We start from the raw sequence: 22,853 nt of genomic DNA, 5'->3' as shown, positions 1-22,853 counted from the left end.
GATTTATATATTTACTTTCCGAAGTGGGAAATAAAGTGCAAGAAAAGAATTAATTGTATTTATGTTTTGTTAAATTTGGTCATGAAGATCAAGTTATGATCAAAATAAGAGCTTCTCAATAAATCTAAATAGTATCCACTTCAATTTATTTGTATAAGTCAATGGGGGAATTTGGTGGAACCAGATGTAATTACAACTTTATCCAACCTTTCGCTTTTCTTGCAGGTAATAGCATTTCTAATGCTTGTATATGCGATCAAGATGAAAACAGAGGGTATAGACCAACATGCAAGAGGTGCATCACTTGCAGTTTACACAATAGTGCCTTCTGTTCTGTTCATGTTCTATTCGATCAGTCAGGACTTCCAGCTCGCTTCCTATGGCATTGTGCTTGCCCTGCACAGGCTTCTCGGATCGATCGTCATCATTTTCATAATACTTTTCGTGACCAACAGATGGAGATTCAAAAAGAAGGTGCATATGGACATTGCAACCGGATGCTGGCTGGCAACATTGGTTATGGGGGTTAGTGTGTACCTGATATCCTTCGGATACATCTCCTGAGGTCAAAAAAGAAAATGGAAACATGAAAATAACAATCAGGGTAAGTGAATCGTAATAAATTATCGTGGTGGTAATATGTACGTTAAAACGAAATGCTCAAAATGTGGAAATAATGACTTCCACGACGTCTATTGGTGGATAGTAAGTGAAGTAAAGAACGGCCAAGCAACTGCCAAAGTTGATGAAATGGTAGTAGATGACACTGTTTCCGAAGAACAATTTGCAGATGATGTGGTTCACGAACTCCGCGGCTTCATGTACAATGGTATGACCACCGATGAATTCTGCAAGCTACTGAAGAAGTATTTCGGGGTCGCTGCGAAATACTGTTGTGATCATCTCCAACGTATGAAGATTGAGATGGACATGTACTGTCCGGATAGGCAGCATCTCTACTTTGTAGAACAAAAAACAACTGCATAACATGGTAGACCATAAAGGGGGAGCTCGTATGGGGTTATTTGATTTTTTGAAAGGAAAATCTTTGAAAGGAAAAACAAAGCAAAAAAGTTCGAATACAATTGATCAATATTCAAACATAAAAACGTTGCATATCGAATCGATGATGTACTACCAAAAAGCAAGAGAGCTCTATGAAAGGAATGAAGTGTTTTTCCCGACACTTCAGGAATCTGCACGATTTCAATTACTAAATCATCAAAAAAATGGTTTCGATAGAGTGGAAATACTTGCTGCAGAATCTCAATCATGTAACGTATGTCAAAAAATGAATGACAACGTCTTGACAATTACAACAGCATTAAAAAATATGCCAATTCCTCGCAAGGATTGTAAACATAGTCCCAATGAAAACGGAGAAGGTTGGTGTAGATGCACATACGTACCTTATGTTGATGATTTGTGAATTAAAAGGCGATAGAACATGAAAGCATATACTAAAATAATTACACTTCTGTTAATTTTGATAGTAATGACTGCAATTGGTTGCACAGACGTTGCAGCTGATGAGCCAGTAAACGAGGTGTCTACTTCAGACTCCGGAACAGTTTCAGATGTAGAATCATCTGACGACGTGGTACAATTCCAACTAGTCCAGAATCAGCCCATCGAAGTAGCACGGGACTATACCATTTACAACGAATGGCATGGTCGGATGAAAGAGATCTTAGAGGACAATAAAGGAAACAATGTGAAAATATTCAGCTACAACATGCAGATAATGGGTGACATTGTCGAGGTAGAAGAATATTTCGTCATTTTAGAAAATGACTTCCTGGGCGTATGCTACATCGACATTGATTCAATCAATGCCATAACCATCAACAACGGCAGCACCGAGTGATATGTACTGTCCCGATCATCAGCATTTGTATTTCGTGAACGCTTGAGGTTCGAATCTTATCCCCCTGCATAGCAAGTCGGGATATAGGTAACGTGAAAAAACGGAACTCTTACAATAAATTGATTGATGTTTTAGATATTTTACCACTAGTTTATGCCTAATCTAATTTCGAGTTCTCATATATGGAGGGGAAAGTATATTAGATACTAACTTTAAGTTATGCCCTGTACAACCATATAGTGTAGGTGTATTTTATTTTATAGGCGACAGTCAACGAAAAGGGACTAAAAGTATCTGTTATTTAGGGTCCAATATGCTTTTTTATGCCAATTTTGGATGTCAAATTACAGATGCCGTTTTTTGAAGCCGAAACCTTAGCAGTGGTATTTTGATGGAAAAATACAGTAAGCAACAAAAAGAAATAGCAACAATGATCGATTCTGAAGACTTTCTGGATAAGTGGAAAGATTGGAATTGGCAGTTAAAACATTCAATTCGTGATATTGATACTTTCGAGAAACTACTCGGAATAAGTTTTGAGCCATCTGAAAAAGAGAAGCTCGAAGAAACGCTGGAAAAATTCCCATTGTCTATCACACCTTACTACCTATCGCTGATAGATTCTGATGATTTCAGGAACGATCCTATTTTTCTCCAGGCGTTTCCTTCACCCGAAGAATTAACTGTATCAGATGAGGAACTTGAAGATCCTCTTTCGGAAGATACAGATAGCCCTGTTGAGGGCATAACTCACAGGTATCCTGACAGGGTCCTTTTCCACATAAGCAATGTTTGTTCTATGTATTGCCGCCATTGCACACGTAAAAGAAAAGTTGGGGACATTGATTGCATACCTGGAAAAGAGAAGATCCTCAAAGGTATTGAATACATAAGGAACACACCACAAATAAGGGACGTGTTGCTTTCGGGTGGCGATCCTTTGATGCTATCTGATGATTACCTTGATTGGATCCTTTCTGAAATAAGTAGCATTCCTCATGTAGAAGTGATCCGTATCGGCAGCAGAATGCCTGTCGTACTTCCATATCGTATAACAGATGAACTTGTTGAGGTTTTGAAAAAGCATCATCCGGTCTGGTTAAACACACATTTCAATCATCCCAGGGAAGTAACATTCTCATCCCGGCAAGCGCTTCAAAAGCTTGCAGATGGTGGTATCCCTCTTGGGAACCAGACGGTACTGCTTGCAGGTGTGAATGACTGCCAGAGGATCATAAAGAAACTGGTCCATAAACTGGTCCAGAACCGTGTTCGTCCGTATTACCTGTACCAATGTGATCTTTCAGAAGGACTTTCACATTTCAGGACTCCTATAGGCAAGGGAATAGAGATCATGGAAAACCTGATCGGTCATACGAGTGGCTTTGCAGTTCCTACCTATGTCATTGATGCTCCTCATGGGGGAGGAAAAATACCGGTCATGCCCAACTATATTATCTCATGGTCAACTAATCGTGTGATCCTCCGTAATTATGAAGGTGTTATTACCACCTACAAGGAACCGGAATCATACAAACAAATATATTGTGATCGGAACTGCGAAAAGTGTGACCTTCAGCTTAAACTTGACGATGCTACAGAGTACAAGGGAATTGGTATTGCCAAACTTCTCTCGGATCATGATGATACCACCAGTCTTGTTCCTGAAGATAATGCGAGGATGGAGAGAAGGGCTTAATGGATTCCATTGAGAAAATAGGTAATTCTGTTATCCAGCACGGAAGTTATAACGACCGGATCTATCTTATGAAACTGGATCCGGCAGATATGCCTTCACTTCTGGATGAAATTGATGCTCTTGCAGAAAAGGAAAGTTATTCCAAGATCTTCACAAAGGTTCCTGGATCTTTCAAAGAACTTCTTTGTGATCGGAGCTATCTTTGTGAAGCATCGATCCCACGATATTATTATGGGAAAGAAGATGCAGTTATCATGAGCAAATTCCTTGATGACAAGAGAAGCATTAATTGCCTGAATGAAATGCATGAGGATGTCATAAAGACAGCCCTGTCAAAAGAAAAAGGAATGCATTCCATTCTTCCATCTGAATATTCCATAAGGAAATGTGAGAAGCAGGATATTGGGCAGATGGCTGACGTTTACCAAAAGACGTTCGATACCTATCCTTTCCCCATACATGATCCTGATTATCTGTTAAAGACAATGGAAGATAATGTGGTATATTTCGGTGTTTTCAAAGAAGGAAAAGTTGTTGCACTTTCTTCTGCTGAAATAGACTATGATTACTCGGGTGTGGAAATGACAGATTTTGCAACACTGCCTGAATTCCGTGGAAAAGGTTTATCGTCACAGTTGCTTCGAAAAATGGAAAAAGACATAAAAGCAAAGGGGATTAAAACTGCATATACCATTGCAAGAGCCAGCTCTTATGGAATGAATATTGTTTTTGCAAAATGCGGGTATGAATATTGTGGCAGACTTGTAAATAATACCAATATATCTGGCAACATTGAAAGCATGAATATTTGGTATCGAAACTTTCAAACTGATTGATATTTAATGTTATCAATCATCTTTTTTTGTCGCGTTGATACATGCCTTATTTCACTCTCCCCAAGTTTCCAACCTCTCCCTAACATGAGCATTGAGAGTAAACGGCTTATCACTCTTGGCATTCTGTTTCATGTAGTGTAAAGTACCCTTAGAGAATCCCAACCTCCCCCTTCAAATCCCAGATTACTTTTGTAAAGAGAGGTATTTATACTTCAGAAATGCCCCCTTGGATCTTATTCACTTGACGGGCATACGTATATCAAGAATATGATGCTTTTCTGGATGTTCTTCGGGGGAGTTTAAATATATCTCATAACTTGCTCGGGACATATCAATTTCAAGGTTATTTTGTATCAGCCACTCAACGACCTTTTCCCATGCAGGACCATATTCTTCTGCTCCTGTCAGTTCTGCACGCATTACTACATACTTTCCTCCAGGAAGCTTTTTCTTTTTAATTTCTCCTTCAACTTCAATATCATCTTCAATGGTCATGCACATATCCAGCTTAAGTTCTTCCGGAGGGGTAACACCTGGATCATCATAATAGGCAGACATCAAAAGAGTATCTGGTCCCATCAATTGTTTCGGACCTGCCCAGCTTAAAAGTTTACCACATAAATCTTCAAAGACCTTGGTGTTTCCCAGATAATTGCCGACAAAAGAAACATATGCCACATTTCTTTCTTCTATTTCTGTAATCTCTGGTTCGTTTATAATTTCCAAACTTATCACCCACCTTTAATTTCAAACTATTTTCTGTAATACGTACTATAAAAACTCATAGTAAGAAACGAACGGATCAACATCCTTCTCACATCTCCAACCTCTCCTTTACATGAGCATTGAGAGTAAACGGCATATCACTCTTAGCGTTCTGCTTCATGTAATGAAGCGTCCGAACAGGCAACACATTTATTTTGTAGAACAGAGAACTTAACATTTACACGAATGTAGCGAAGTGGTAGTGTGCGCATGTGCTTTCAAAGTTAATACCTTTGTACAGCATTTGCCTGCAGGATTCCTGACCCGGCACCGGGATCTTCCTTCACCCTTGATCACAGCAATAACATCCTTCATGCTATTGACACCAGTATTAACAACCGTTTCGATAACCTGCTCTTCTGTTATCTCATTACAATAGCATGCATACTTTGGATCGGCATCCCTTTTGAACCATATAGGGACTTTCAGGTCCTCTTTTCTGAACATTGCTTCCGTTTCTGTATAGTATGCAACATCACAATCCTCGTCAAGACAAAGCCAGTGATCAACATCAACAACATATGACATCAATTCTTCTTTGACCAGATGCCTGACTGTGATGCTCTCAACGGACTCCCCAATAGTACCACATACGGGATAAGCATGTTCTTTTTTGTTCAGGTCAATGGTTTCAGGTCCGCAACAGTTACTGTTCGTCGGACCACAGCAACTATCCTCTGCAGGTCCACAATCACAACAAGATGGCTGATCCAATATCTGGTAGGTCATTTACTGCACTCCCACAACATCATGATACATTTTAAACTTCAGGATTCAAGACTTACATCTTGCTTTCTAATTCATTCTTTATTAGCGAACCTATTTCAAAGCTCCTGATTTGCTATTTTCCAGTACAGTATAGAACATGCATTGATTGTAGGAGGTAGACGTTAGACTTTTTGAAACAGGCTCAACTGTTTCTTCCGATGTTTGATAGAAAGTACTCATGATCAAACCAACAACCTATGATCATTTGGTAGCAACCACAATGCTATTATATTTAAGCAGTAAATTCCATTTCATATGGGTATCAAAAGATCGATCTCCTGGTTTTTGTTTTTTATGATCATTTGCTCAGGCATGGGTTGCATAGCAGATGATGGATACCCGGAAGAGAACGGATTGCCTGATATTGATGAACCGGATACAGCAGGTGAGGAATACAATGAAGAGTATAACATAACCCTCAAAAAGACTGCTATACTTGACCTTGAAAATGGATACTCCCTGAAGATCCTGGATATTAACAGGAAAGAAGAGTTTACGGTTATTTCTTTCAGGAAGGACGAGCAGGAGTATTCCGTAAGAACACTGTTAACAGGTCAAACATACAATGTGAAAGATCCGGAGGACAGGAATAACGTCTATTCTATCAGAGTGGATAAGATCTATGACAGCAGTTTTACTATTGATCTGACCTATGAACTAAAGCCGGAGATTTTTCAGGAAACAGAACCCATCGAATCTGAAACTGAAATTAAGATAGCAGTTTCACTGGATGAAGATTCCATTACACGTACTTATGAGTGGGAATACGATAACACAGAGTTCTGGATCAAGAATGAATACTACAAAGAAGATTACGACTTGTATTCCGAGAGAAGCAGAAGCAGGGACTACGATCAGTTTGCTAACGATCCTTACGACGACGAACTGATATCACAGATAACCTCCCAACTGGAATACCTCGCTGATGAAGGTGGCTATGGCAGCGATGAGATTCCATACATCGCAACCGCTTTCGTCCAGTCACTTCCTTATGTCAGTGACAGTGCTTCTGCAGGTTATGATGAGTATCCCAGATTCCCATTCGAGACACTGTACCACGGTGGCGGGGACTGTGAAGATTCATCGATCCTTCTGGCATCACTGCTGCACGAGATGGGATATGGGGTAGCATTGATCACATTGCCTGATCACATGGCAGTGGGTGTACAGGGCGATGAGAGCGTATCCGGAAGCTATTATGATTATAACGGTATCAAGTATTTTTACCTTGAAACGACCAATTCCGGCTGGGACGTAGGTGTGATACCGGATGAGTATCAAAATTCAGAGGCAACAATAACTCCGATCGGTTACGGATATCCTCAGCTGCAAATTGAATTTACAGGAACCAGCAAGAGGGGGGCAGCGTACACATATGTGGATCTGGATATTGAGATCACAAATGTTGGTTCGGCAACTGCAGAAGATGTAACAATATACACTTACCTTGAATCAACCGATGAAGGTATGGGCTGGGACCAGATCCAGAGTGATGTGATCCCGGAAATTGAAGCAGAAGGTGGAATGTCATACACCGTAACCAATCTGAAAGTTCCGGTTGGTCAGGAATATCGCGTGGGTGTTATGTCCTGGGGTTCGAACGCTGAGCAAGCATATGTTTACAGCGATTGGGTTGTTGCCTGAAGGTTAATGACTTCAGAACAACCTATAAATAGAAAGTAAATTCAAAAGTAGCTTAATAGTATCCAAAAGTGGGGGAATTACTAATGGCTGATAACGAAAATAAAATAGCTGAAAATATACCTGGTCAGTTCTATGTAGATGAAGGATGTATCGGATGTCGTCTATGCACAAATGATGCTCCTGAGAACTTCAAAATGACCGATGATGAATCGACTGCATTTGTCTTTAAGCAACCTGAAAATGATTCCGAGACAAAAGATTGCGAAAATGCGATGGATTCATGCCCTGTCGATGCAATTGGTAATGATGGCTAAGCCCATCGTTTTTTTAACTTCAAAAAACGTTTGTAACTATTGATAGCCTTACGAACAAAGGTTACTCAAAGAAATTCCTCAGATCATCGATATCCAATGAAACATTGAACTCCTTGAGCTTGAAAAATTTCTTTGCCCTCATGTCGTCATCTTCAAGACGAAGATCACTTTCTACAAATCCGGCCTTTTCAAGACGTTTTAAATGAAGATACAGGACCTGCCGGGAAACACTGAGTTCTTTGGCAAGCTCATACACATACCATTCCCTTTCTGAAAGCATATAGAGAAGCTTAAGCCTCAGAGGATGTGAAATAGCCTCGCCTATAGAAACTATCTGCTGCATTGTTTTAGCCATAATAAGACCGGCTGAGGGTTTAAATTGACCTTAGATCTCTTCCAGTTTCTCTTTGATCTCCTCTACAGTCTTTTTGATCTCAGCAACATCTTTCTCCATGCTCACAAGCTTCTCGTTGCTAGCTGAACCTGCAAACCCGGATTTGTTAATGAAGAAAATGACTAAACCTACGACCAATAGTATAAGGAGGATTTCCAAAAAGAAATCCAATAGACCAAATGTATTGTAATAGTGCATCATGGTTGTTCATAAGATGTTTTTGTTTTCATATTAATCTTTACTAATTTCCCATATCTGTAAGCAAAAAAACGGGACTTAATCCAGTTTCTTTAATATTTTTTCCAGTGATTCGCGATTGCTCCCCACCTGTTCTTCAATACGAGATAAACGCGTGTCACGATCGTCTTTGTTATTGCACGCTCCATTATTGAGAATGCATGACCTGTTGCTGAAAAATGAAGAAACTAACCAGATAAGAGCTATCAATATAAGCAAGTTGAATATCATGGTAAACCCTCCTGAACTTCCGAAGATCCCATAGTCACCATACATTCCATATCCCATCATGCTATCACCTTCCTACCAGGATCAAACTCTTCATGTAGGTAAGTGGAGAGTCCCTGCCAAAGGCGTGTGGGGTTGGGATTCAAAAGTTAATGGCAGGGAATCCACATAATTCATTCATCAGTAACGATACGTTCTGCCATAGCCCATTCCTGAACCATGACCCATTCCATAGCCGTACCCGGCACCGTACATCATGCCGTATCCACGGCCCGTATTCGCATAGTCGTATGACTGACCCGTAGTGTCCAGAACATCTCCAGTGAATGCATCGATGTAGCTGCGCATCACAACACCATCATCGTTCGTATAATACACAACCCACCATCTGCCCATCTGGTAGATATTCTCCTCATTCACATCAGCATCGATCTCTTCCTCGGCTATTTCCAATGCATCCTCAATGCTTTCAACAGTCAGGTCATAATAACCGGAATAGGCTGCTGCCTGATTATATCCTGAATATCCTGAACCATAAGCAGGACATCCACCCCATCCAGACCCCGGACCTGAACCATAAGCAGCCTGGACAGTATCAGTTTGCATCGTCAGTGCGATCATTCCTGCACCAGCAAGAAATATAGCACCGACCAAAAGCATGTTTGTTATTTTTCTCATTTTGTTCACATCCTTTGTTTGCTTCAAACTGTGTAACCATAGTTTGTATATGTAGCCTATATGTTACACATGTACTCGTTGATATTTAAAGATTGTGCCTAAAAGCACCACAACCGCTTTAAAGTGGCTGCTCCAAATAAACAAATCAAGAGCCAGCAGCATAATTTACTCTAAAGAGATAGCTGATGAACATAAAAAATCTGCCACCATTCTTATCGATGGTAGCAGTTATGGATTTTTAACTCCGATACGATTAGTCTTTTATCCCGATCTTTTCGCGTCTTCCGGGTACTCTCAACCCTATGCCAACTGCGACGTAGTATCCAACATAGGTCAGCACTTCGATCAGTGATGGATTCCCGTTGTATCCGAACAGGGATATTATGATAGAACCAAAGGTTCCTTTCTCATCTATGACGTGATTGATATCCCATACATGCTCAACAACGATCGGAACTACAGCTGCTTCCTGAAGCTCATGCACACCATGTGCTGCAAGTCCTGCTGCAAAGAGGATCAGGAAGATGCTGGTGATCTTGAAGAAGTTGTTCAGGTTCGTGTGTGACAAGTATCTGAACACCATGTATGCAACCACAATGGATACAGAAAGACCTGCAAGCCCTCCGTAGAGCACAACATTGGTTTCCGTGTTCATTGCTGCTGCACCCAGGAAGAGTACGGTCTCAATACCTTCCCTCCGCACAGAGAGGAACGCCAATGCAAAGAGTCCGTAGGCTTTCTTCCCTTCGACCTGCTCCTGTATCGTTGTTGAGATGTTGTTGCTCTCACGTGCCATCCAGATGATCATGGATGTCAGGATGACTGCTGCTACCAGCATTACAATTCCTTCAAAAAGTTCCTCATTGCGGCCTTCAAATTGTATTGCAAGGAGATTGAAGACAACTGCAGCGACCAGGCTTCCAACGATAGCAAGTCCTGTCCCACTATAGACGTACCTGTTCAGTTCCGTTCGTCTTGTCTGCACAAGATACGCGAGGATGACCCCCCACGATCAGAAAGGCTTCAAGCCCTTCCCTGAATGTGATTATAAAGCTTGAGAACATATTAATCCCCCATATTATTGTTTGGTATACCCCACAATTGTAGGAGTGATATATTGTAGTTGGTATTGCGGCAAATGCTGCAACATTACACACAACAATACACAATAATATTGCATGGTTTGAAACATTTCCGGGAATAGAATGAGATTGCCACATATCAAAATTAAGATCTCACTAATTAGTTTTATCAAATTCACAAATGAAAAAGCAATCTGCAAGATTTTGAAACTAAATTAAAAAGTGATTACAGGACCTGATCTGAAATAATCCCAGATATCAGTCAGGTCTGCAACATATTTATCAGTTATCTCAATGGAATTATGTAACGCGTTCAGGTCTTTTGGAAAAACTCAATGGCTTGTGCCAATTCCTTATGATCTTTGGCATATTCTGCAATATCTACGTCCTTAAGATAAGCGTCACATGCCTGAACAAGTGCTTTTGCTCCTGCATTAGTTCCTTCAGGGTGTGCATGCACACCTGAACCCATTGTTGTGATGAAGTCCACATTGCCCATTACATCAATGAAAGGCTTCAGTCTTACCGGATTCAGACCACCGGAAACAATCGGACAGCATTTTTTCATGCCTCTCCAGCTGTCGTCCTCGAGGATAACATGATGAGCTGAATCCTCGTGTACAAGATCTATAGCATCTTTATCGGTTTCCATGATCTTTGTCCATGTTTGTTCGAAGAAGTGACCACTGGAGCTCAGATACTGAATACCATGTGCAGCAACTACATCTTCTTCAGGTGTTCCTTTCATTTTACCAACACCTGCTGTACCTGTGTGGATACCTGAAGCACCAGCAAGGCGTGCGAACTTGGACAGGACCAGTACTGAAAATCCGATGGGGTTCTCTGGTCTTGTGAAAGCTCCGTGGGCTGCCCTGTGGAAGTGCAGGAATACATTAGGATATCGACGCCTGATGGTCTGGACTGCCATCCAGCCAGCGGTTATGCCATCGATCAGGAATGCATAGCTTCCAGGCTCAAACCCGGCATTGACGATCATTTCACACCTTTCGATCATGGTGTCAAAATCGGCAGCGGAAACATTGAAGGAATGGACCTTTTTCTTCCCGGTCTCTTTGACTGCCTTGTCCATGGCTTCTTTTACATGCATCACCATTTTGTCATATGGACAGAAATCCTGATTCGCCTGGGGTTCATCGTTCTTAACGAAGTCTCCTCCGCCTACCCAGAAGTCATAGCATACCTCTGCATACTCTGCAGAAGTGAGCCCCATCTTTGGTTTTACAATAGTACCAAGGATCGGCCTGTCATATACATCCAGGTATTTTCGCATATCATCAACAGTAAAGCCAGGACCATCATACTGCTCAAGCATGGCCGGTGGGAACCAGACATCCAGCAGCTTTAGTGCTGATATCTCTTTCATTCCCAGGATATTTCCGACAATGTATGTCAGGATGTTCTGGACATTACCTCCCCTGTCAAAAAGCCTCCACGGATAAGCAACCCAAACAAGGTTCCTTTCCAGGTCAAGCTGATAGACCAGAGCATTCATTGTCTTAGAAAATTTGGTCTCAGTATTAACTTTAAAGTTCGTACCAGTAGATGATTCCGCTGCGATCTCTGCAGCTGCCTGCAATATATTCAGATCTCCCCCAGGAACTAAATGAAAGGCCCCAAGAAGATATTCCCCATTAGTAGGGTCCGGTAGTTCCAGATTCACATAAGCTGCCTGTTTGGAATCGAGCGATCGGACCAGATCTTCATGAATCGAGCTCATAATAAGAATAACAGTTTGCAATCTATTTGAATTTTTGGAGTGAAATGAAACTGATGGGAAATAAGGGATCGGAAGACGTCATATAGAGAACAGAAAAATTGACCAACATGTATACCAATTTAAGCAACTATCTAAAACCGAATGCTATTAGCTATGGAAACAAGGAAAGAATTTTAACCTATAACTTCTCAAATTGTTAAGAGGTTCAATGAAGATAAAAAATGAAAAGCTGATCCCATCAAAAACAGATAATAATGAAATGGAAATTTGTCCTCACTATGATGGTAAAAGGAACATCCAGATCCTCGGATTAATTGTACTCTTCATAGCTTCATGGTCAATTCTCCTTTTTTATCATCCCCCGGGAGAAATAGTCGAAAGACTGGGAGTACGCAACATTTACATTTTTGTCTTCCTGCTGGCTATGATAGGTGGTGTTTCCACATTTACCTCCACCACATTCTACACGGCCCTGATCACAATATCCCTGGGAGGAGTAAATCCAATATGGATCGCATTACTTGCAAGCATAGGCCTCACTTTTGGAGATCTGGCATTCTATTACCTGGGTACAAAAGGCAGGCAATGCATTAAGGGAAAATATGCAGGCAATGTTTTCCGCCTGACAAAATGGATGGAAAAGATCGATGACAGGATAACTATGCTGATGATCTTCTTTTACTCATTGACTCCTCTTCCAAGTGATATAATCGCAATATCACTTGCAATAGTGGGATTCCCATTCCGAAAAATGATCATTCCGTTGTTTGTAGGTAATTTTACACTTATCTTTATGCTTGTGGAGCTTTCAAAACTGGGATATAGTTTGATCTGAAGTTGTTGAAAGTACTGACAGATGTTCAGTCTGAATGCTCATGCGAGGAAGATTCCGCAGAACGTGGTCTGAATGTCCTGGGATCCAGAAATACAGTATTTCCACAGTAACTGCACATGGTCTTGAGGTCTGTCCCTTCCAGAAGAACCTTCTCGACCTCTTCCTGAGGTGTTATGTACTGTGTCATTTCCTCCCCACAGTGAGGACATTTTATCTTAAGCCAGTCCAGTTTGGTAAGTTGCCGGATGTCTTTTATGACCACCCCCAGTGCATCTTCATAGGTATCCCTGGAAAAACCGATGGATGGAAGATGGCTTATCAAAGCCGGTAATTTCTCTCCGTATTCCAACAACGGGATTATCAGCTGATCTGTGCCCACAGCCAGACCGATCTCCTGGTTTACTCTTGGTGACAATATGCCATCCATGGTGAGGATGACGATCACACAGTCTGAATGGCGGATCCCAAAGCTGATCAGTTCCGCATCGGAGAGTGAATCGGTCTTTTTGAACAGAGAGGAAAAACTCTCCAGGTTCACAACCCACAATACATGTTCCAGTTCCTGAGCCAAACTACTGTCCTGCTCAGAGTGGGAAATATAGACTCTGGTTATCATGGTAATCCACCTTCAAATAATCCCTGCTTTTTTCCAACGATATTGCATATAAGCAATGATCTCCGGCTTTTGAAGCAAAGGTCTTTGCACCATATCTGATCTTTCAGTCAATCTTTCTTATCCCGTGGTCTTTTGGTTGGTTCGGGATATGGAACTGGTTCAGGCGAAGGTGCTGGTTCAGGTTCCGGACAAGGTATTGGCTCTGGCTGAAGTGATGAACTATTCTTTTCTTTTTGCAAATAATATACCCCCTTTGGTCAATTAATTAATTTGAGATTCTTTCTACTTAAGATTATACTTCAATGACTTCCTGTTTACCAGCATTTCTCAAATAAGGAAAAGGGATTGCTCATGTAAGGACCCATAGATGATAGTTTTGTGGACTAAAAACCATATACCATCATATAGATGGAATTCTTACGAGTACTTACATGAGCAAAGAAAGTACCCCTTTCTGAATTCATAGTTCCCCAACCGTGCATCAGGCCACTATGTTAAAAGTCTCTGTCAACACATAATAAACCGATGGTTAACGACTATCGTTTAATTCCGTTGCTCTAACTTCATTATGGGAAAAACACCATCTCGAAGTGAACAAACAGCCAAACAAGGTAAAGTAAACCGAGCAATATCCCAAATGGATAAGCCATAAACCACATGAAAGTAATTTCCGGTTTTTCAAACCGTAAGCTGGTAACTGTAAAAGCAGTGTTCACCCACACATGCCAGAAACTCAGCAGTCCAAGAATGTAAAATCCCCACTGGGAATCGATCAGTATTAAGGCAATAGCAACAAAAGTAGCTGGACAAATGATGACTATGTCTGCAAATGACATTCCAAACAGTATCTTTTGCTCATGCCAGTCATCGGTTGAACCATCCGGATTATCCATAGCTTTACCTTTATAGACATTGATCTGGAACCAACAGAGAATAAGTGTGATTAATCCGAACAATAACAGAAGAACATATAAGGTCACTCGTGACAGAAGTTCCAGTTCCTGCATATTCTAAACCTCAGTTTAAATTTTAGTTTAAGTTCATTTTGTAGTTTGTGTCTCGCATTTTGTGATCGCATTTAATTAAAATACAGTCATTACCATGCAATTGCAATTGCCAGAATACCGGTTATAAAATTTGAAAAGAACCAGATGATCCTGAACCTTTCCGTGTTGGTATTATGACCTAACTTGTTCTGGTTTCCGATCCAGAACCAATAACTTAAGCTATGATATACCAGTATCACACCCGGAATCCATGCCAACTTAAATGCCCATGGAAGGTTCATGATCAGACCGATGGCCACAATTCCATAGATCCATCCAATCGATACATCAGCAACAGCTATTGCATGTTCATATACTTTGAACTCAGGCAACATTCTTTTTTCCTGAAGTCCTATTTTTGTGGCATAATCCCAATTCAATACCGAAATAAGTTGACCTACCCAATGAAAAATAAATCCAACAATAAAGATCAGGATACCAACAAGTACATGAAAATATGGAATTAATTCCATGCTATCCCAACCCCTGTAATGGAATTCATCCTGCTTCCTTCAGGAATCTCTTCCACATTTGCAACTTCGATCGGTCTTGTTGTCATAATGTCGAAACCCCTAAATAAAAAATTGAAATGACAACATATATATTTTTTGTAGGACTGAGAACTGTTAAGCTAGTGGATCTCTACGGAACCATGATCTGTTTTCCTTAATTTTTAATGAATCTAAAACTTCGTATGGTCATCACTGAGAGTCAGGATTTGAAGGGATAGTAAAAGTAAAGGTACTGCCCACGCCTTCCTCACTTTCAAGCCAAATATTTCCACCATGCATCTCAACATATTGTTTAACCAGAGCCAACCCTAAGCCGGTACCTCCATATTGTTTTGAAGTTGAAGAATCCGCCTGTTTGAAGGTCTCAAATATTTCATCATGCTTATTTTTGGGAATACCAATACCGTTATCCGACACAGAGATCTCCAGCATATTATCACGATCAGCCGCATTGATCTATATACATCCATTTTCAGGTGTGAACTTCAGGGAATTGCTTAACAGATTATACAATATTTGTGTCATCCTTAATCTGTCAGCATACATTTCGATACTTTCAGAACGAGCCAGATTACAAATTTCAATGTTCTTTTTATCTGCCAGATGTTTTATTATATCTTCCACTTCAGAAAAGAAGGAAGAGGAACTGAACATTTCTATTTCAAGTTCCATTTCCCCGCTTTCGATCTTTGAAATATCAAGAATGTCGTTAATCAGGTCCAGTAAGTGTTTCCCACTGGTCATTATATTGTCTGAATATTTAATTTCTTTTTCAGTCAGGTTGCCAAAGGGATTGGTATTTAGCAACTGTGAGAAACCGATGATTGAATTAAGAGGTGTGCGTAGCTCATGACTCATGTTTGCGAGGAATTCAGATTTAATGCGGTTAGCTTCTTCGGCTTTATTTTTAGCCTCAATGATCTCTTTTTCAAATTTTTGGCGTTCACTTACATCCCTTGAAATTCCAAACAATACTTTTTTGCCATTCCACTTACCGGCGGTGACCCTGGTCTCAACAGGGATGTATGCACCATCTTTGGAAAGAAGAGGACCTGAACATGAATCAATTTTACCGCCAAGCAATTCGTTGACAATTGATATGACCTTGTCTTTGCTTTCTTCAGGATGAACATCAATAGCCTTCATTGATGTAAATTCCTCTTCATTGTATCCCAGCTTTAACCTGGCTGATTCATTTGTCGATATGATGTTCCCGGATCCATCCAGCACAAAAAAAAGATCATCCATTGAATTAAACAGGTTTTCCAGATCGGCCTTCTGCCTGTTCAGAATATCCTGCATTTTTGCTCTTGCGATATACTCGCCTGCAAAAGATGCTATACTTTCAAGACCATTCCTTGTTTGTTCAGGAATTTCGTTGTAAGTGTGAGATGAAAGACTCATACATGCAATGGGATCACCTTCGAAATGGATTGGAATTGCAGTCATTGCCTTCAATCCTTCAGACAAAAATTCTTTATACATGCTATTATTAGAGACATCTGGTGATATGTAAGAATACTTTTTGTATACCGGTCTGCCATCTCTTACAATTTTTGCGTTGGATGAATTATGATCGTAATGGCTGCATTGTTCTATGAACTGTTGTGAAAGTCCATTATGCACAATCAGGTCCAGGTTCCCATTATCATCTACCAGATAAATTCCACCTGAATCAATAGCTTCGATCTTTACCAGATGTTCCATCAAAGAATTTAGTGTGCTTATAAAGTCAGAACGTGTTCCCATATCAATTGAAAGGTCATGTTGAATGGACAGGATCTCTTCTGTAAGCTTCCGATCTGTAATATTGTCCAGAACGATCATTCTTCCATGAATGTCACCATGTTCATCATAAAGAGGTGAGACATTAACAGCAAACCAGAAAGTTCCATCTGCAAGGCTTTTCTTCAGTTCTGTCCTGTTTATCTCTTTATCGTTACATTCAAGGTCCAGAACTTCAGGCCAGTATCCAAGTACTTCTGAAACAGGTTTGCCTATATCTTTTGCAGACAGATCCAGATATTTTTCTGCAAATTTGTTAATATCGACAACCCGTTCCTTTCCATCAAGAACTATGACCCCGGAAGGTATATTCTCAAAAAGGAAACAGCGGGCAAGAGGTGCTATATCGAGTAATTTATAACGAAATATCCCGATGTATGCCAGAATTGCACTTAGAATAAAAGCAACGGGTATAGGATCGAAACCGTCAGGAAAAAATCCTGTAAGATAAAGCAGATACACTGAAAAAGGGATCAACGAACAGGTAATTAGAATTATCAGATGCATGCCAAAAAAGGACCTGTTGTATAACCACATCTTAAAGAAAAGAGCGATACTAAACAGTATCAATATGATCGAATAGAGCTGACTGAACCAATAATATATGCCCGGTTCAAAGTACAGACCAAAAAGCGGACCCACAGTATTGATGTAAGTAACTTCGTGGAACAGCTGATGCATTTCGCTGGTGAACACAAGGATCAGCGTGATAGTTGGAACAATAAAGATGGCAGCAATCCTTGCAGGAGTTATCCATTGTTTTTCTCTTGTATAGCTCATGGAGAATAGAAGTAAGAAAGCAGGGATCATAACGATACCAACATACTGAAGCTTATAGAAGATCAACGAAGTTTCCAGTGTTGTCGAAGATATTTCCAAAGCATAGAATATCGAATATATCGCAAGAGAAAATAATAACATTGCAAAATAAGTGATATATTCTGAGTCCTTGAACTGCCGGATATAGAGTGCCATTATTATAAGCAAAAGCCCGGAAATTATTAAGAAATCCGAATATAAGCTAGGATGGATCGTGGCAACACCTTCAGTCAGTGGACTATTTTCAAGAAAATAAGGCATTATATTATAAATATATGCTTATTATATCCACAACTGTGCTTCATGTTACTGTTTTCTAAATTATACTGATGATAGGAGGCAGATATTTGATATGTTTTATTCTGTTGAGGTCAATTGCCATATAAGTCTTTTTAAATTGGAACTACCCATTCTCACTTTTAAGAAGCCAGAGTTATCAGGAAAAGAACCAGGTCATAATATAAATCGAGTTATATCAGATCAAGACATCTTCAAGACCTGCTTCCTCTACTATCTCTATTGCACGTCTCTTCTCATCAGATGTAAGCCGACGGTCTATTTCCGGGTATTTTGAAGCTCTATAATAAGGCGTGTACTGGAACATCAGATTAAATCTTACCTCTGGAATATGATCTGCTATCCATTTTGCAATCGGTTTTGTGCAGCATTCCAGATGATCTGGCAATACCAGGTGCCGGACTATGATCTCTGCGTTCTGATAGGCGACCTCATGATCTCTTTTGACCACACTAAGATAATCTTTTACTTTGGAATACTTTCTTGCGCATTCATCATTACCATATTTGAAGTCGGCAAGATATACATCGATCACACCTTCCAGCAGTTTTGCCACCTCCCTTGAATGATACATGTTCGAGTTCCAAACCATAGGGATGTTCACAGGAACCCTGTTAATGATCTTCAAAACGGAGTGTGCATGTGGCGTAGGGGTTACAAAATTTACATTCCTTGAACCTTCGTGTCGTCTCCTCTTTATGGTCCCGGCCAGATCTTCAGGATTGATATCGACCCCACTTTCAGGACGGGTGGATATGTCCCAGTTCTGACAATAAACACAGGCAAAGACACATCCTGTGAAGAAGATCGTATGTGAAGGTACAAGTTCCGGTTCTTCCCCCATATGTAAGAATTCAGAAGCATATCTGGAGGTTTCAAGCAGTCTGCAGAATCCTTTTTCACCCGCCCTGCGATTCACACCACACCTTCGCTCACAGATATGACAGTTTTCAAGTATCCTTTCAACGATCGCTATTTTTAGATCAAGAAGGGAAGGGGTCGCTTCAGGCAGTCCAATGTTCTTTCCTTTCGAATCGATACTTTCCAGTAACTCTCGACATTTCCCCATCTCACGATCATGGACCTCCCAGAGATCTTCAACTGAAGCCGAAGAATCGAAGTCCACAGGAATGCTTTTTGTGATCCTGAAACGGGCTGGTAGCTCATCCCGCTCTACTTTGAGATAGCGGTTTAGAAACTTTGGATCCCCCATATAGATAGATTCGATCGCTTCTATTGAAAACATTACGGTGTCATGCTGAGACTGATGTTACACATACCCTATCGGCAGTATCAGCAATGGGTCTTCATTGGATGGCAGGTTAAGGATGGAAGCAACTTCCTCGTCATCAAACGCACCCACCGCACACGTCCCAATGCCAAGTGACACTCCCTGCAGATAGATGTTCTCAGCAGCGCATCCCACTTCGATATGTACATACCTGATCCCACGAGTCCCATACTTTACCGTTGTGCGTGAGTAATCCGCCGCGATCACAACAACCGCAGCAGCATCCCTTATCTGTGACTGTGACAATGAAGCCCGACATAGCTCATCCCTCCTGTCACCCTTAAAAATCCGTATCATTGAATGCCTGGAGGGTACATACCTGTATACACCAACATCCAGCCCACTTACATTTCCAGCAACCAGATACACCTCAAGCGGATAAAGGGCACCTGCTGATGGTGCTGCCCTGAAAAACAGATCCGAGGTCATCCCTTGCGCAGCCCAGAGAAGTTGAGCCACATTAGAAAGAGACAGCTCATTATTGGAATAGGAACGAATGGACCGCCTTTCTGCAAGGGCCTGTTCGATGGAAATGTTGCCGGCAAGGACCGGTTTTGGAAGTTCGACCTCAGGCGATGGATCCGCAGGATCTCTCGCTGCATTAAACCGATCATTCTCATTTCTTTCGATATACCTACTCATCAAAATAATAGATTGGTGTGCGACATCTATAAATCTTACTCATAGCAAAGTATTTACAATGTCTGACGGATATCTGCTTCCAGCCGATCAGCTGAAAGAAAAGCTTTCAGAACCTGCAATGGACATAAGGTATCTTCTGTCCAGAGGATATACGAGAAAGAGTGCAGTTACTTTTGTAAGCGATCATTACAGATTGACTGAGCAGGAAAGGCACATACTCACAAGACTTGTTGTCTCACCCGAGATCGCAGACAATCGCAGCAAAAAGAAACTCGGCTGCTCCCAATTAAAAGGATGCGATGTTTTTGTTGATGGCTATAATGTCCTGATAACTATCGAAACTGAACTCAAAAATGAACCCATATGGTTTGCAGATGATGGATTCCTGCGTGACACAAGTGGAATATTCAGGAACCACAAGATCACGGATACAACTTGCATGGCAGTTGACGAAATGCTCTCAACACTTTCAACTTTGAAAGTGAGAACAGCCACCATCCTTCTTGACTCCCAGATGAGCAACAGTGGTAAACTTGCACAGTTCATCCTTAAAAGATCCAAAGATCATACTTTCAAAACCGATGCAAGGACATCAAAACATGTGGATTTCGATCTCAAGGAAGCGGGATCGCATGCAGTAATAGCAACTGCTGACAGCATTATAGTGGATGCTGTGGAAAAAGTGGTTGACATTACGGAATGCTGGATGAAGCAGAATGCGAAAAGTGATAAACCGTTTACTCTCAATGCTCATGTCAGGGAAAGGTCGGAGACGTGGAACCGGTATTGTTGATGGCGATTTCGAAGATGATTGAACAATACAAAGACTTAACAATTTATATTATTTGCAATTGAATTAATAATACAAATATGGAAAATGTTTAAATGTAGGTATATCTTACAAAAACTAATGAAGAAAATTAGATTAGGCCTAACACTAGGAGTCGTTGCTGGAATTATTGATGTCATTCCAATGCTTATTCAAAATCTCACATGGGATGCTAATTTATCAGCCTTTTTCCTATGGGTTGTCTCCGGGTTCCTAATTGCAACCTCTGACATCAAAATCAACGGTGCTTTAAAAGGAATAATAATTTCATTTCTTATTTTATTGCCATCAGCTATTCTTATAGGTTGGAATGATCCATTCACATTATTTCCTATTTTAGTCATGACTTTAATTCTCGGTTCTCTATTAGGTTGCTTGATAGATAAATTTGGTAAAGTTAGTAAGTAATAAGTTGAATCACCGGTAGAGCTTCTACAAGACAGTTATTAATTCACAGATAACACAAATCGTTAATGTCATGAAGTTCAATGATGTTTCGTACTGAAGAGGGGGTAACAGATATTGTCGAAACTCGGCCGATTCCTGAAGAAAATCAGATAAGAAGATCAAAGGAACCTGATTTTCTTATCACTGGTATCAAAAAGAATGTTTTTATTCTGGGTCTTGTGAGCTTATTTACTGATATAGCAAGCGAGATGCTATATCCAGTGGTCCCAATATTTCTCACCGCTGTACTGGGGGCTCCAATGACAGTGGTTGGCCTTATTGAGGGAATTGCTGAAGGTACGGCAAGTTTCCTGAAAGTAATTACAGGATGGTATTCAGATAAAATTGGAAAACGTAAGCCCTTTGTGCTTTCCGGATATAGCATTTCCGCCATCTCAAAGCCTTTGATCGCTTTTGCTTATACTTGGCCGCTCGTTCTTGTTGCGCGGGTTATGGATAGATTTGGAAAAGGTGTGCGTACATCTGCCCGTGATGCTTTGATCGCAGATTCCTGTGACCCATGCCAGAGGGGTAAGTCCTATGGACTTCATAGGACACTGGATACCATCGGGGCGGTGCTTGGCCCTGCTATTGCGATCATGATATTATATCTTACAAATAATGACTATCGCCTACTTTTTCTGATAGCATTTATTCCAGGTTTGATTGGTGTTTTGTTTGTGATGTTCTTTGTATCTGAACGAAAGAACATAGTCGATACAAAGATCTCATTTAAAGTGTCCCAATTTGGAAGGGATTTTAAGGTATTTTTATTAATAACATCTATATTCGCTGTTGGGAACTCAAGTGATGTGTTTTTGATATTGAGAGCTCAGGATCTGGGATTTTCCGTTTATGCCGTACTTTTGTGCTACATTTTGTACAACGTGATCTTTGCGATCGGTGCGTTCCCTGCAGGCATATTATCGGATAAACTGGGAAGGCGCAATCTCATGACATGCGGGTTCCTGATCTTTGCATGCGTATATGTAGGTTTTGCGCTGACTGCTGAAAATAGCTATGTCTGGCTGCTTTTTGTGGTGTATGGGCTGTATGCGGCACTTACCGATGGAATTGGAAGAGCGTACGTAGTAGACCTTGTTCCTTCTGATAAGAGGGCAACTGCCCTTGGTATATACCATACTGTAATTGGTATAATGATGCTCTTCGCAAATCTCATTGCTGGAATTCTCTGGGACCTGATAGGTGCTCCGGCACCATTTATCTATGGTGCGATGGCTGCTGTTGTGTCTGCAGTGATGCTGATCGTGCTAATGCCGATGAAAACAAAACCAATTGAAGAAAAAATATTCTAACCTTGCTGTCATGAAGTTGATTGAAAGGGAAGCTCTGAATAACAAGGATTTTGTCAGGACTGAGAGCTTTTCATTAAGGTTAAGACCTGTTCTTTACTAAAGAGTAAAATAGGAGGTGGTTGCCTTTTCACAACCACATCCTCTCAACGTTCAGTTTCTGGTGACGAG

27 protein-coding genes and 1 pseudogene are annotated in these 22,853 nt (G+C 40.7%); 12 read left to right on the top strand and 16 right to left on the bottom strand.

Translation table 11 applies throughout. The annotated features are described in order from the left end of the window. The first annotated feature begins 174 nt into the window (after positions 1 to 174). From BMX02_RS09230 to ablB, 6 genes are all read left to right on the top strand, one after another. On the top strand, positions 175 to 564 hold the full coding sequence (locus BMX02_RS09230) for a hypothetical protein (protein WP_135644098.1): 390 nt from the start codon (positions 175 to 177) through the stop codon (positions 562 to 564). A gap of 75 nt (positions 565 to 639) precedes the next feature. Next, on the top strand, positions 640 to 987 hold the full coding sequence (locus tag BMX02_RS09225; protein ID WP_091690401.1) for a hypothetical protein: 348 nt from the start codon (positions 640 to 642) through the stop codon (positions 985 to 987). Between the two features lie 28 nt (positions 988 to 1,015). Next, entirely contained in the window at positions 1,016 to 1,429 is a 414-nt protein-coding gene (locus BMX02_RS09220) for a hypothetical protein (protein WP_091690400.1), read from the top strand. A 66-nt stretch (positions 1,430 to 1,495) separates the two neighbouring features. Continuing rightward, the gene (locus BMX02_RS09215; RefSeq protein WP_091690399.1) at positions 1,496 to 1,867 is read left to right on the top strand and encodes a hypothetical protein; all 372 of its coding nucleotides are present in this window, start codon (positions 1,496 to 1,498) and stop codon (positions 1,865 to 1,867) included. A 391-nt stretch (positions 1,868 to 2,258) separates the two neighbouring features. Further along, positions 2,259 to 3,566 (top strand): lysine 2,3-aminomutase, encoded by a 1,308-nt coding sequence (kamA, locus tag BMX02_RS09210; RefSeq protein ID WP_091690398.1) that lies wholly within the window; start codon positions 2,259 to 2,261, stop codon positions 3,564 to 3,566. Next, entirely contained in the window at positions 3,566 to 4,402 is an 837-nt protein-coding gene (gene ablB / locus BMX02_RS09205) for a putative beta-lysine N-acetyltransferase (RefSeq protein WP_091690397.1), read from the top strand. The genes kamA and ablB overlap by 1 nt, the downstream gene beginning before the upstream one ends. Positions 4,403 to 4,453: 51 nt before the next feature. Here the strand turns inward: ablB and BMX02_RS12400 are convergent. The 3 genes and pseudogenes from BMX02_RS12400 to BMX02_RS09190 all read right to left on the bottom strand — a co-directional run. Continuing rightward, positions 4,454 to 4,567 (bottom strand): annotated as a pseudogene (locus BMX02_RS12400) (CRISPR-associated protein Cas1); the annotation flags it as partial. 72 nt (positions 4,568 to 4,639) lie between these two features. Beyond that, positions 4,640 to 5,128 (bottom strand): AraC family transcriptional regulator, encoded by a 489-nt coding sequence (locus BMX02_RS09195; RefSeq protein ID WP_091690396.1) that lies wholly within the window; start codon positions 5,126 to 5,128, stop codon positions 4,640 to 4,642. Positions 5,129 to 5,338: 210 nt separating this feature from the next. Beyond that, on the bottom strand, positions 5,339 to 5,896 hold the full coding sequence (locus BMX02_RS09190; RefSeq protein ID WP_091690395.1) for a copper chaperone Copz family protein: 558 nt from the start codon (positions 5,894 to 5,896) through the stop codon (positions 5,339 to 5,341). A gap of 294 nt (positions 5,897 to 6,190) precedes the next feature. Between BMX02_RS09190 and BMX02_RS09185 the strand changes: the two genes are divergently transcribed. Both BMX02_RS09185 and BMX02_RS09180 read left to right on the top strand, forming a co-directional pair. Further along, a complete protein-coding gene (locus BMX02_RS09185; RefSeq protein WP_143052430.1) occupies positions 6,191 to 7,579 on the top strand; it encodes a transglutaminase-like domain-containing protein in 1,389 nt (462 codons plus the stop codon). A gap of 83 nt (positions 7,580 to 7,662) precedes the next feature. After that, positions 7,663 to 7,893 carry a ferredoxin gene (locus BMX02_RS09180; RefSeq protein WP_091690393.1) on the top strand — a complete coding sequence of 77 codons (231 nt, stop codon included), beginning with the start codon at positions 7,663 to 7,665 and terminating at the stop codon, positions 7,891 to 7,893. A gap of 61 nt (positions 7,894 to 7,954) precedes the next feature. On the opposite strand, the gene BMX02_RS09175 is transcribed toward BMX02_RS09180, so the two are convergent. From BMX02_RS09175 to BMX02_RS09150, 6 genes are all read right to left on the bottom strand, one after another. Further along, the gene (locus BMX02_RS09175; protein WP_091690392.1) at positions 7,955 to 8,248 is read right to left on the bottom strand and encodes an ArsR/SmtB family transcription factor; all 294 of its coding nucleotides are present in this window, start codon (positions 8,246 to 8,248) and stop codon (positions 7,955 to 7,957) included. Between the two features lie 30 nt (positions 8,249 to 8,278). Further along, positions 8,279 to 8,425 carry a hypothetical protein gene (locus BMX02_RS09170; RefSeq protein WP_244603450.1) on the bottom strand — a complete coding sequence of 49 codons (147 nt, stop codon included), beginning with the start codon at positions 8,423 to 8,425 and terminating at the stop codon, positions 8,279 to 8,281. A gap of 138 nt (positions 8,426 to 8,563) precedes the next feature. Then, positions 8,564 to 8,815 (bottom strand): hypothetical protein, encoded by a 252-nt coding sequence (locus BMX02_RS09165; protein WP_135644089.1) that lies wholly within the window; start codon positions 8,813 to 8,815, stop codon positions 8,564 to 8,566. 117 nt (positions 8,816 to 8,932) lie between these two features. Then, entirely contained in the window at positions 8,933 to 9,430 is a 498-nt protein-coding gene (locus tag BMX02_RS09160) for a PepSY domain-containing protein (protein ID WP_091690389.1), read from the bottom strand. A 253-nt stretch (positions 9,431 to 9,683) separates the two neighbouring features. Then, positions 9,684 to 10,430 carry an FTR1 family iron permease gene (locus tag BMX02_RS09155; protein ID WP_091690388.1) on the bottom strand — a complete coding sequence of 249 codons (747 nt, stop codon included), beginning with the start codon at positions 10,428 to 10,430 and terminating at the stop codon, positions 9,684 to 9,686. A 395-nt stretch (positions 10,431 to 10,825) separates the two neighbouring features. Beyond that, entirely contained in the window at positions 10,826 to 12,250 is a 1,425-nt protein-coding gene (locus BMX02_RS09150) for a ribulose-bisphosphate carboxylase (protein WP_091690387.1), read from the bottom strand. 208 nt (positions 12,251 to 12,458) lie between these two features. Here BMX02_RS09150 and BMX02_RS09145 point away from each other — a divergent pair, with 208 nt between their 5' ends. Then, a complete protein-coding gene (locus BMX02_RS09145; RefSeq protein ID WP_244625235.1) occupies positions 12,459 to 13,085 on the top strand; it encodes a VTT domain-containing protein in 627 nt (208 codons plus the stop codon). 25 nt (positions 13,086 to 13,110) lie between these two features. Here BMX02_RS09145 and BMX02_RS09140 read toward each other — a convergent pair whose 3' ends face one another. From BMX02_RS09140 to BMX02_RS09115, 7 genes are all read right to left on the bottom strand, one after another. Beyond that, entirely contained in the window at positions 13,111 to 13,701 is a 591-nt protein-coding gene (locus tag BMX02_RS09140) for a toll/interleukin-1 receptor domain-containing protein (RefSeq protein ID WP_091690386.1), read from the bottom strand. Between the two features lie 566 nt (positions 13,702 to 14,267). Then, positions 14,268 to 14,708: a hypothetical protein gene (locus BMX02_RS09135; RefSeq protein ID WP_091690385.1), complete on the bottom strand. Its 441-nt coding sequence runs from the start codon at positions 14,706 to 14,708 to the stop codon at positions 14,268 to 14,270. Positions 14,709 to 14,797: 89 nt separating this feature from the next. Continuing rightward, positions 14,798 to 15,220: a hypothetical protein gene (locus tag BMX02_RS09130; RefSeq protein WP_091690384.1), complete on the bottom strand. Its 423-nt coding sequence runs from the start codon at positions 15,218 to 15,220 to the stop codon at positions 14,798 to 14,800. Between the two features lie 228 nt (positions 15,221 to 15,448). Next, on the bottom strand, positions 15,449 to 15,691 hold the full coding sequence (locus tag BMX02_RS12015) for an ATP-binding protein (RefSeq protein ID WP_280176530.1): 243 nt from the start codon (positions 15,689 to 15,691) through the stop codon (positions 15,449 to 15,451). Positions 15,692 to 15,715: 24 nt separating this feature from the next. Beyond that, positions 15,716 to 18,124 (bottom strand): histidine kinase N-terminal 7TM domain-containing protein, encoded by a 2,409-nt coding sequence (locus tag BMX02_RS12010; RefSeq protein WP_280176529.1) that lies wholly within the window; start codon positions 18,122 to 18,124, stop codon positions 15,716 to 15,718. Between the two features lie 214 nt (positions 18,125 to 18,338). Continuing rightward, complete coding sequence (locus BMX02_RS09120; protein ID WP_342210538.1) at positions 18,339 to 19,406, bottom strand: radical SAM protein; 1,068 nt, start codon at positions 19,404 to 19,406, stop codon at positions 18,339 to 18,341. Between the two features lie 24 nt (positions 19,407 to 19,430). Further along, on the bottom strand, positions 19,431 to 20,093 hold the full coding sequence (locus BMX02_RS09115) for a SagB/ThcOx family dehydrogenase (RefSeq protein ID WP_091690383.1): 663 nt from the start codon (positions 20,091 to 20,093) through the stop codon (positions 19,431 to 19,433). A gap of 58 nt (positions 20,094 to 20,151) precedes the next feature. Here BMX02_RS09115 and BMX02_RS09110 point away from each other — a divergent pair, with 58 nt between their 5' ends. The 3 genes from BMX02_RS09110 (at position 20,152) to BMX02_RS09100 (ending at position 22,685) form a co-directional block, all read left to right on the top strand. Next, on the top strand, positions 20,152 to 20,886 hold the full coding sequence (locus BMX02_RS09110; RefSeq protein ID WP_091690382.1) for a DUF434 domain-containing protein: 735 nt from the start codon (positions 20,152 to 20,154) through the stop codon (positions 20,884 to 20,886). Between the two features lie 117 nt (positions 20,887 to 21,003). After that, complete coding sequence (locus BMX02_RS09105) at positions 21,004 to 21,330, top strand: hypothetical protein (protein WP_210409182.1); 327 nt, start codon at positions 21,004 to 21,006, stop codon at positions 21,328 to 21,330. A gap of 80 nt (positions 21,331 to 21,410) precedes the next feature. Next, the gene (locus BMX02_RS09100; RefSeq protein WP_091690380.1) at positions 21,411 to 22,685 is read left to right on the top strand and encodes an MFS transporter; all 1,275 of its coding nucleotides are present in this window, start codon (positions 21,411 to 21,413) and stop codon (positions 22,683 to 22,685) included. Positions 22,686 to 22,853: the final 168 nt, after the last annotated feature.

This window comes from Methanococcoides vulcani (assembly GCF_900111645.1).
In the GTDB taxonomy this organism is placed as follows: Archaea; Halobacteriota; Methanosarcinia; order Methanosarcinales; family Methanosarcinaceae; genus Methanococcoides; species Methanococcoides vulcani.
This window is presented reverse-complemented; position numbering and strand designations above follow the sequence as displayed.

What these genes read in the sequence shown, in the direction of transcription:
- BMX02_RS09225 (WP_091690401.1), top strand. Translation starts at nt 640, where the DNA reads ATGTACGTTAAAACGAAATGCTCAAAATGTGGAAATAATGACTTCCAC.
- BMX02_RS09220 (WP_091690400.1), top strand. Translation starts at nt 1,016, where the DNA reads ATGGGGTTATTTGATTTTTTGAAAGGAAAATCTTTGAAAGGAAAAACA.
- BMX02_RS09215 (WP_091690399.1), top strand. Translation starts at nt 1,496, where the DNA reads ATGACTGCAATTGGTTGCACAGACGTTGCAGCTGATGAGCCAGTAAAC.
- kamA (WP_091690398.1), top strand. Translation starts at nt 2,259, where the DNA reads ATGGAAAAATACAGTAAGCAACAAAAAGAAATAGCAACAATGATCGAT.
- ablB (WP_091690397.1), top strand. Translation starts at nt 3,566, where the DNA reads ATGGATTCCATTGAGAAAATAGGTAATTCTGTTATCCAGCACGGAAGT.
- BMX02_RS09190 (WP_091690395.1), bottom strand. Translation starts at nt 5,896, where the DNA reads ATGACCTACCAGATATTGGATCAGCCATCTTGTTGTGATTGTGGACCT.
- BMX02_RS09185 (WP_143052430.1), top strand. Translation starts at nt 6,191, where the DNA reads ATGGGTATCAAAAGATCGATCTCCTGGTTTTTGTTTTTTATGATCATT.
- BMX02_RS09180 (WP_091690393.1), top strand. Translation starts at nt 7,663, where the DNA reads ATGGCTGATAACGAAAATAAAATAGCTGAAAATATACCTGGTCAGTTC.
- BMX02_RS09175 (WP_091690392.1), bottom strand. Translation starts at nt 8,248, where the DNA reads ATGGCTAAAACAATGCAGCAGATAGTTTCTATAGGCGAGGCTATTTCA.
- BMX02_RS09165 (WP_135644089.1), bottom strand. Translation starts at nt 8,815, where the DNA reads ATGATGGGATATGGAATGTATGGTGACTATGGGATCTTCGGAAGTTCA.
- BMX02_RS09160 (WP_091690389.1), bottom strand. Translation starts at nt 9,430, where the DNA reads ATGAGAAAAATAACAAACATGCTTTTGGTCGGTGCTATATTTCTTGCT.
- BMX02_RS09150 (WP_091690387.1), bottom strand. Translation starts at nt 12,250, where the DNA reads ATGAGCTCGATTCATGAAGATCTGGTCCGATCGCTCGATTCCAAACAG.
- BMX02_RS09145 (WP_244625235.1), top strand. Translation starts at nt 12,459, where the DNA reads ATGAAGATAAAAAATGAAAAGCTGATCCCATCAAAAACAGATAATAAT.
- BMX02_RS09140 (WP_091690386.1), bottom strand. Translation starts at nt 13,701, where the DNA reads ATGATAACCAGAGTCTATATTTCCCACTCTGAGCAGGACAGTAGTTTG.
- BMX02_RS09135 (WP_091690385.1), bottom strand. Translation starts at nt 14,708, where the DNA reads ATGCAGGAACTGGAACTTCTGTCACGAGTGACCTTATATGTTCTTCTG.
- BMX02_RS09130 (WP_091690384.1), bottom strand. Translation starts at nt 15,220, where the DNA reads ATGGAATTAATTCCATATTTTCATGTACTTGTTGGTATCCTGATCTTT.
- BMX02_RS12015 (WP_280176530.1), bottom strand. Translation starts at nt 15,691, where the DNA reads ATGCTGGAGATCTCTGTGTCGGATAACGGTATTGGTATTCCCAAAAAT.
- BMX02_RS12010 (WP_280176529.1), bottom strand. Translation starts at nt 18,124, where the DNA reads ATGCCTTATTTTCTTGAAAATAGTCCACTGACTGAAGGTGTTGCCACG.
- BMX02_RS09120 (WP_342210538.1), bottom strand. Translation starts at nt 19,406, where the DNA reads ATGTTTTCAATAGAAGCGATCGAATCTATCTATATGGGGGATCCAAAG.
- BMX02_RS09115 (WP_091690383.1), bottom strand. Translation starts at nt 20,093, where the DNA reads ATGAGTAGGTATATCGAAAGAAATGAGAATGATCGGTTTAATGCAGCG.
- BMX02_RS09110 (WP_091690382.1), top strand. Translation starts at nt 20,152, where the DNA reads ATGTCTGACGGATATCTGCTTCCAGCCGATCAGCTGAAAGAAAAGCTT.
- BMX02_RS09105 (WP_210409182.1), top strand. Translation starts at nt 21,004, where the DNA reads ATGAAGAAAATTAGATTAGGCCTAACACTAGGAGTCGTTGCTGGAATT.
- BMX02_RS09100 (WP_091690380.1), top strand. Translation starts at nt 21,411, where the DNA reads ATGATGTTTCGTACTGAAGAGGGGGTAACAGATATTGTCGAAACTCGG.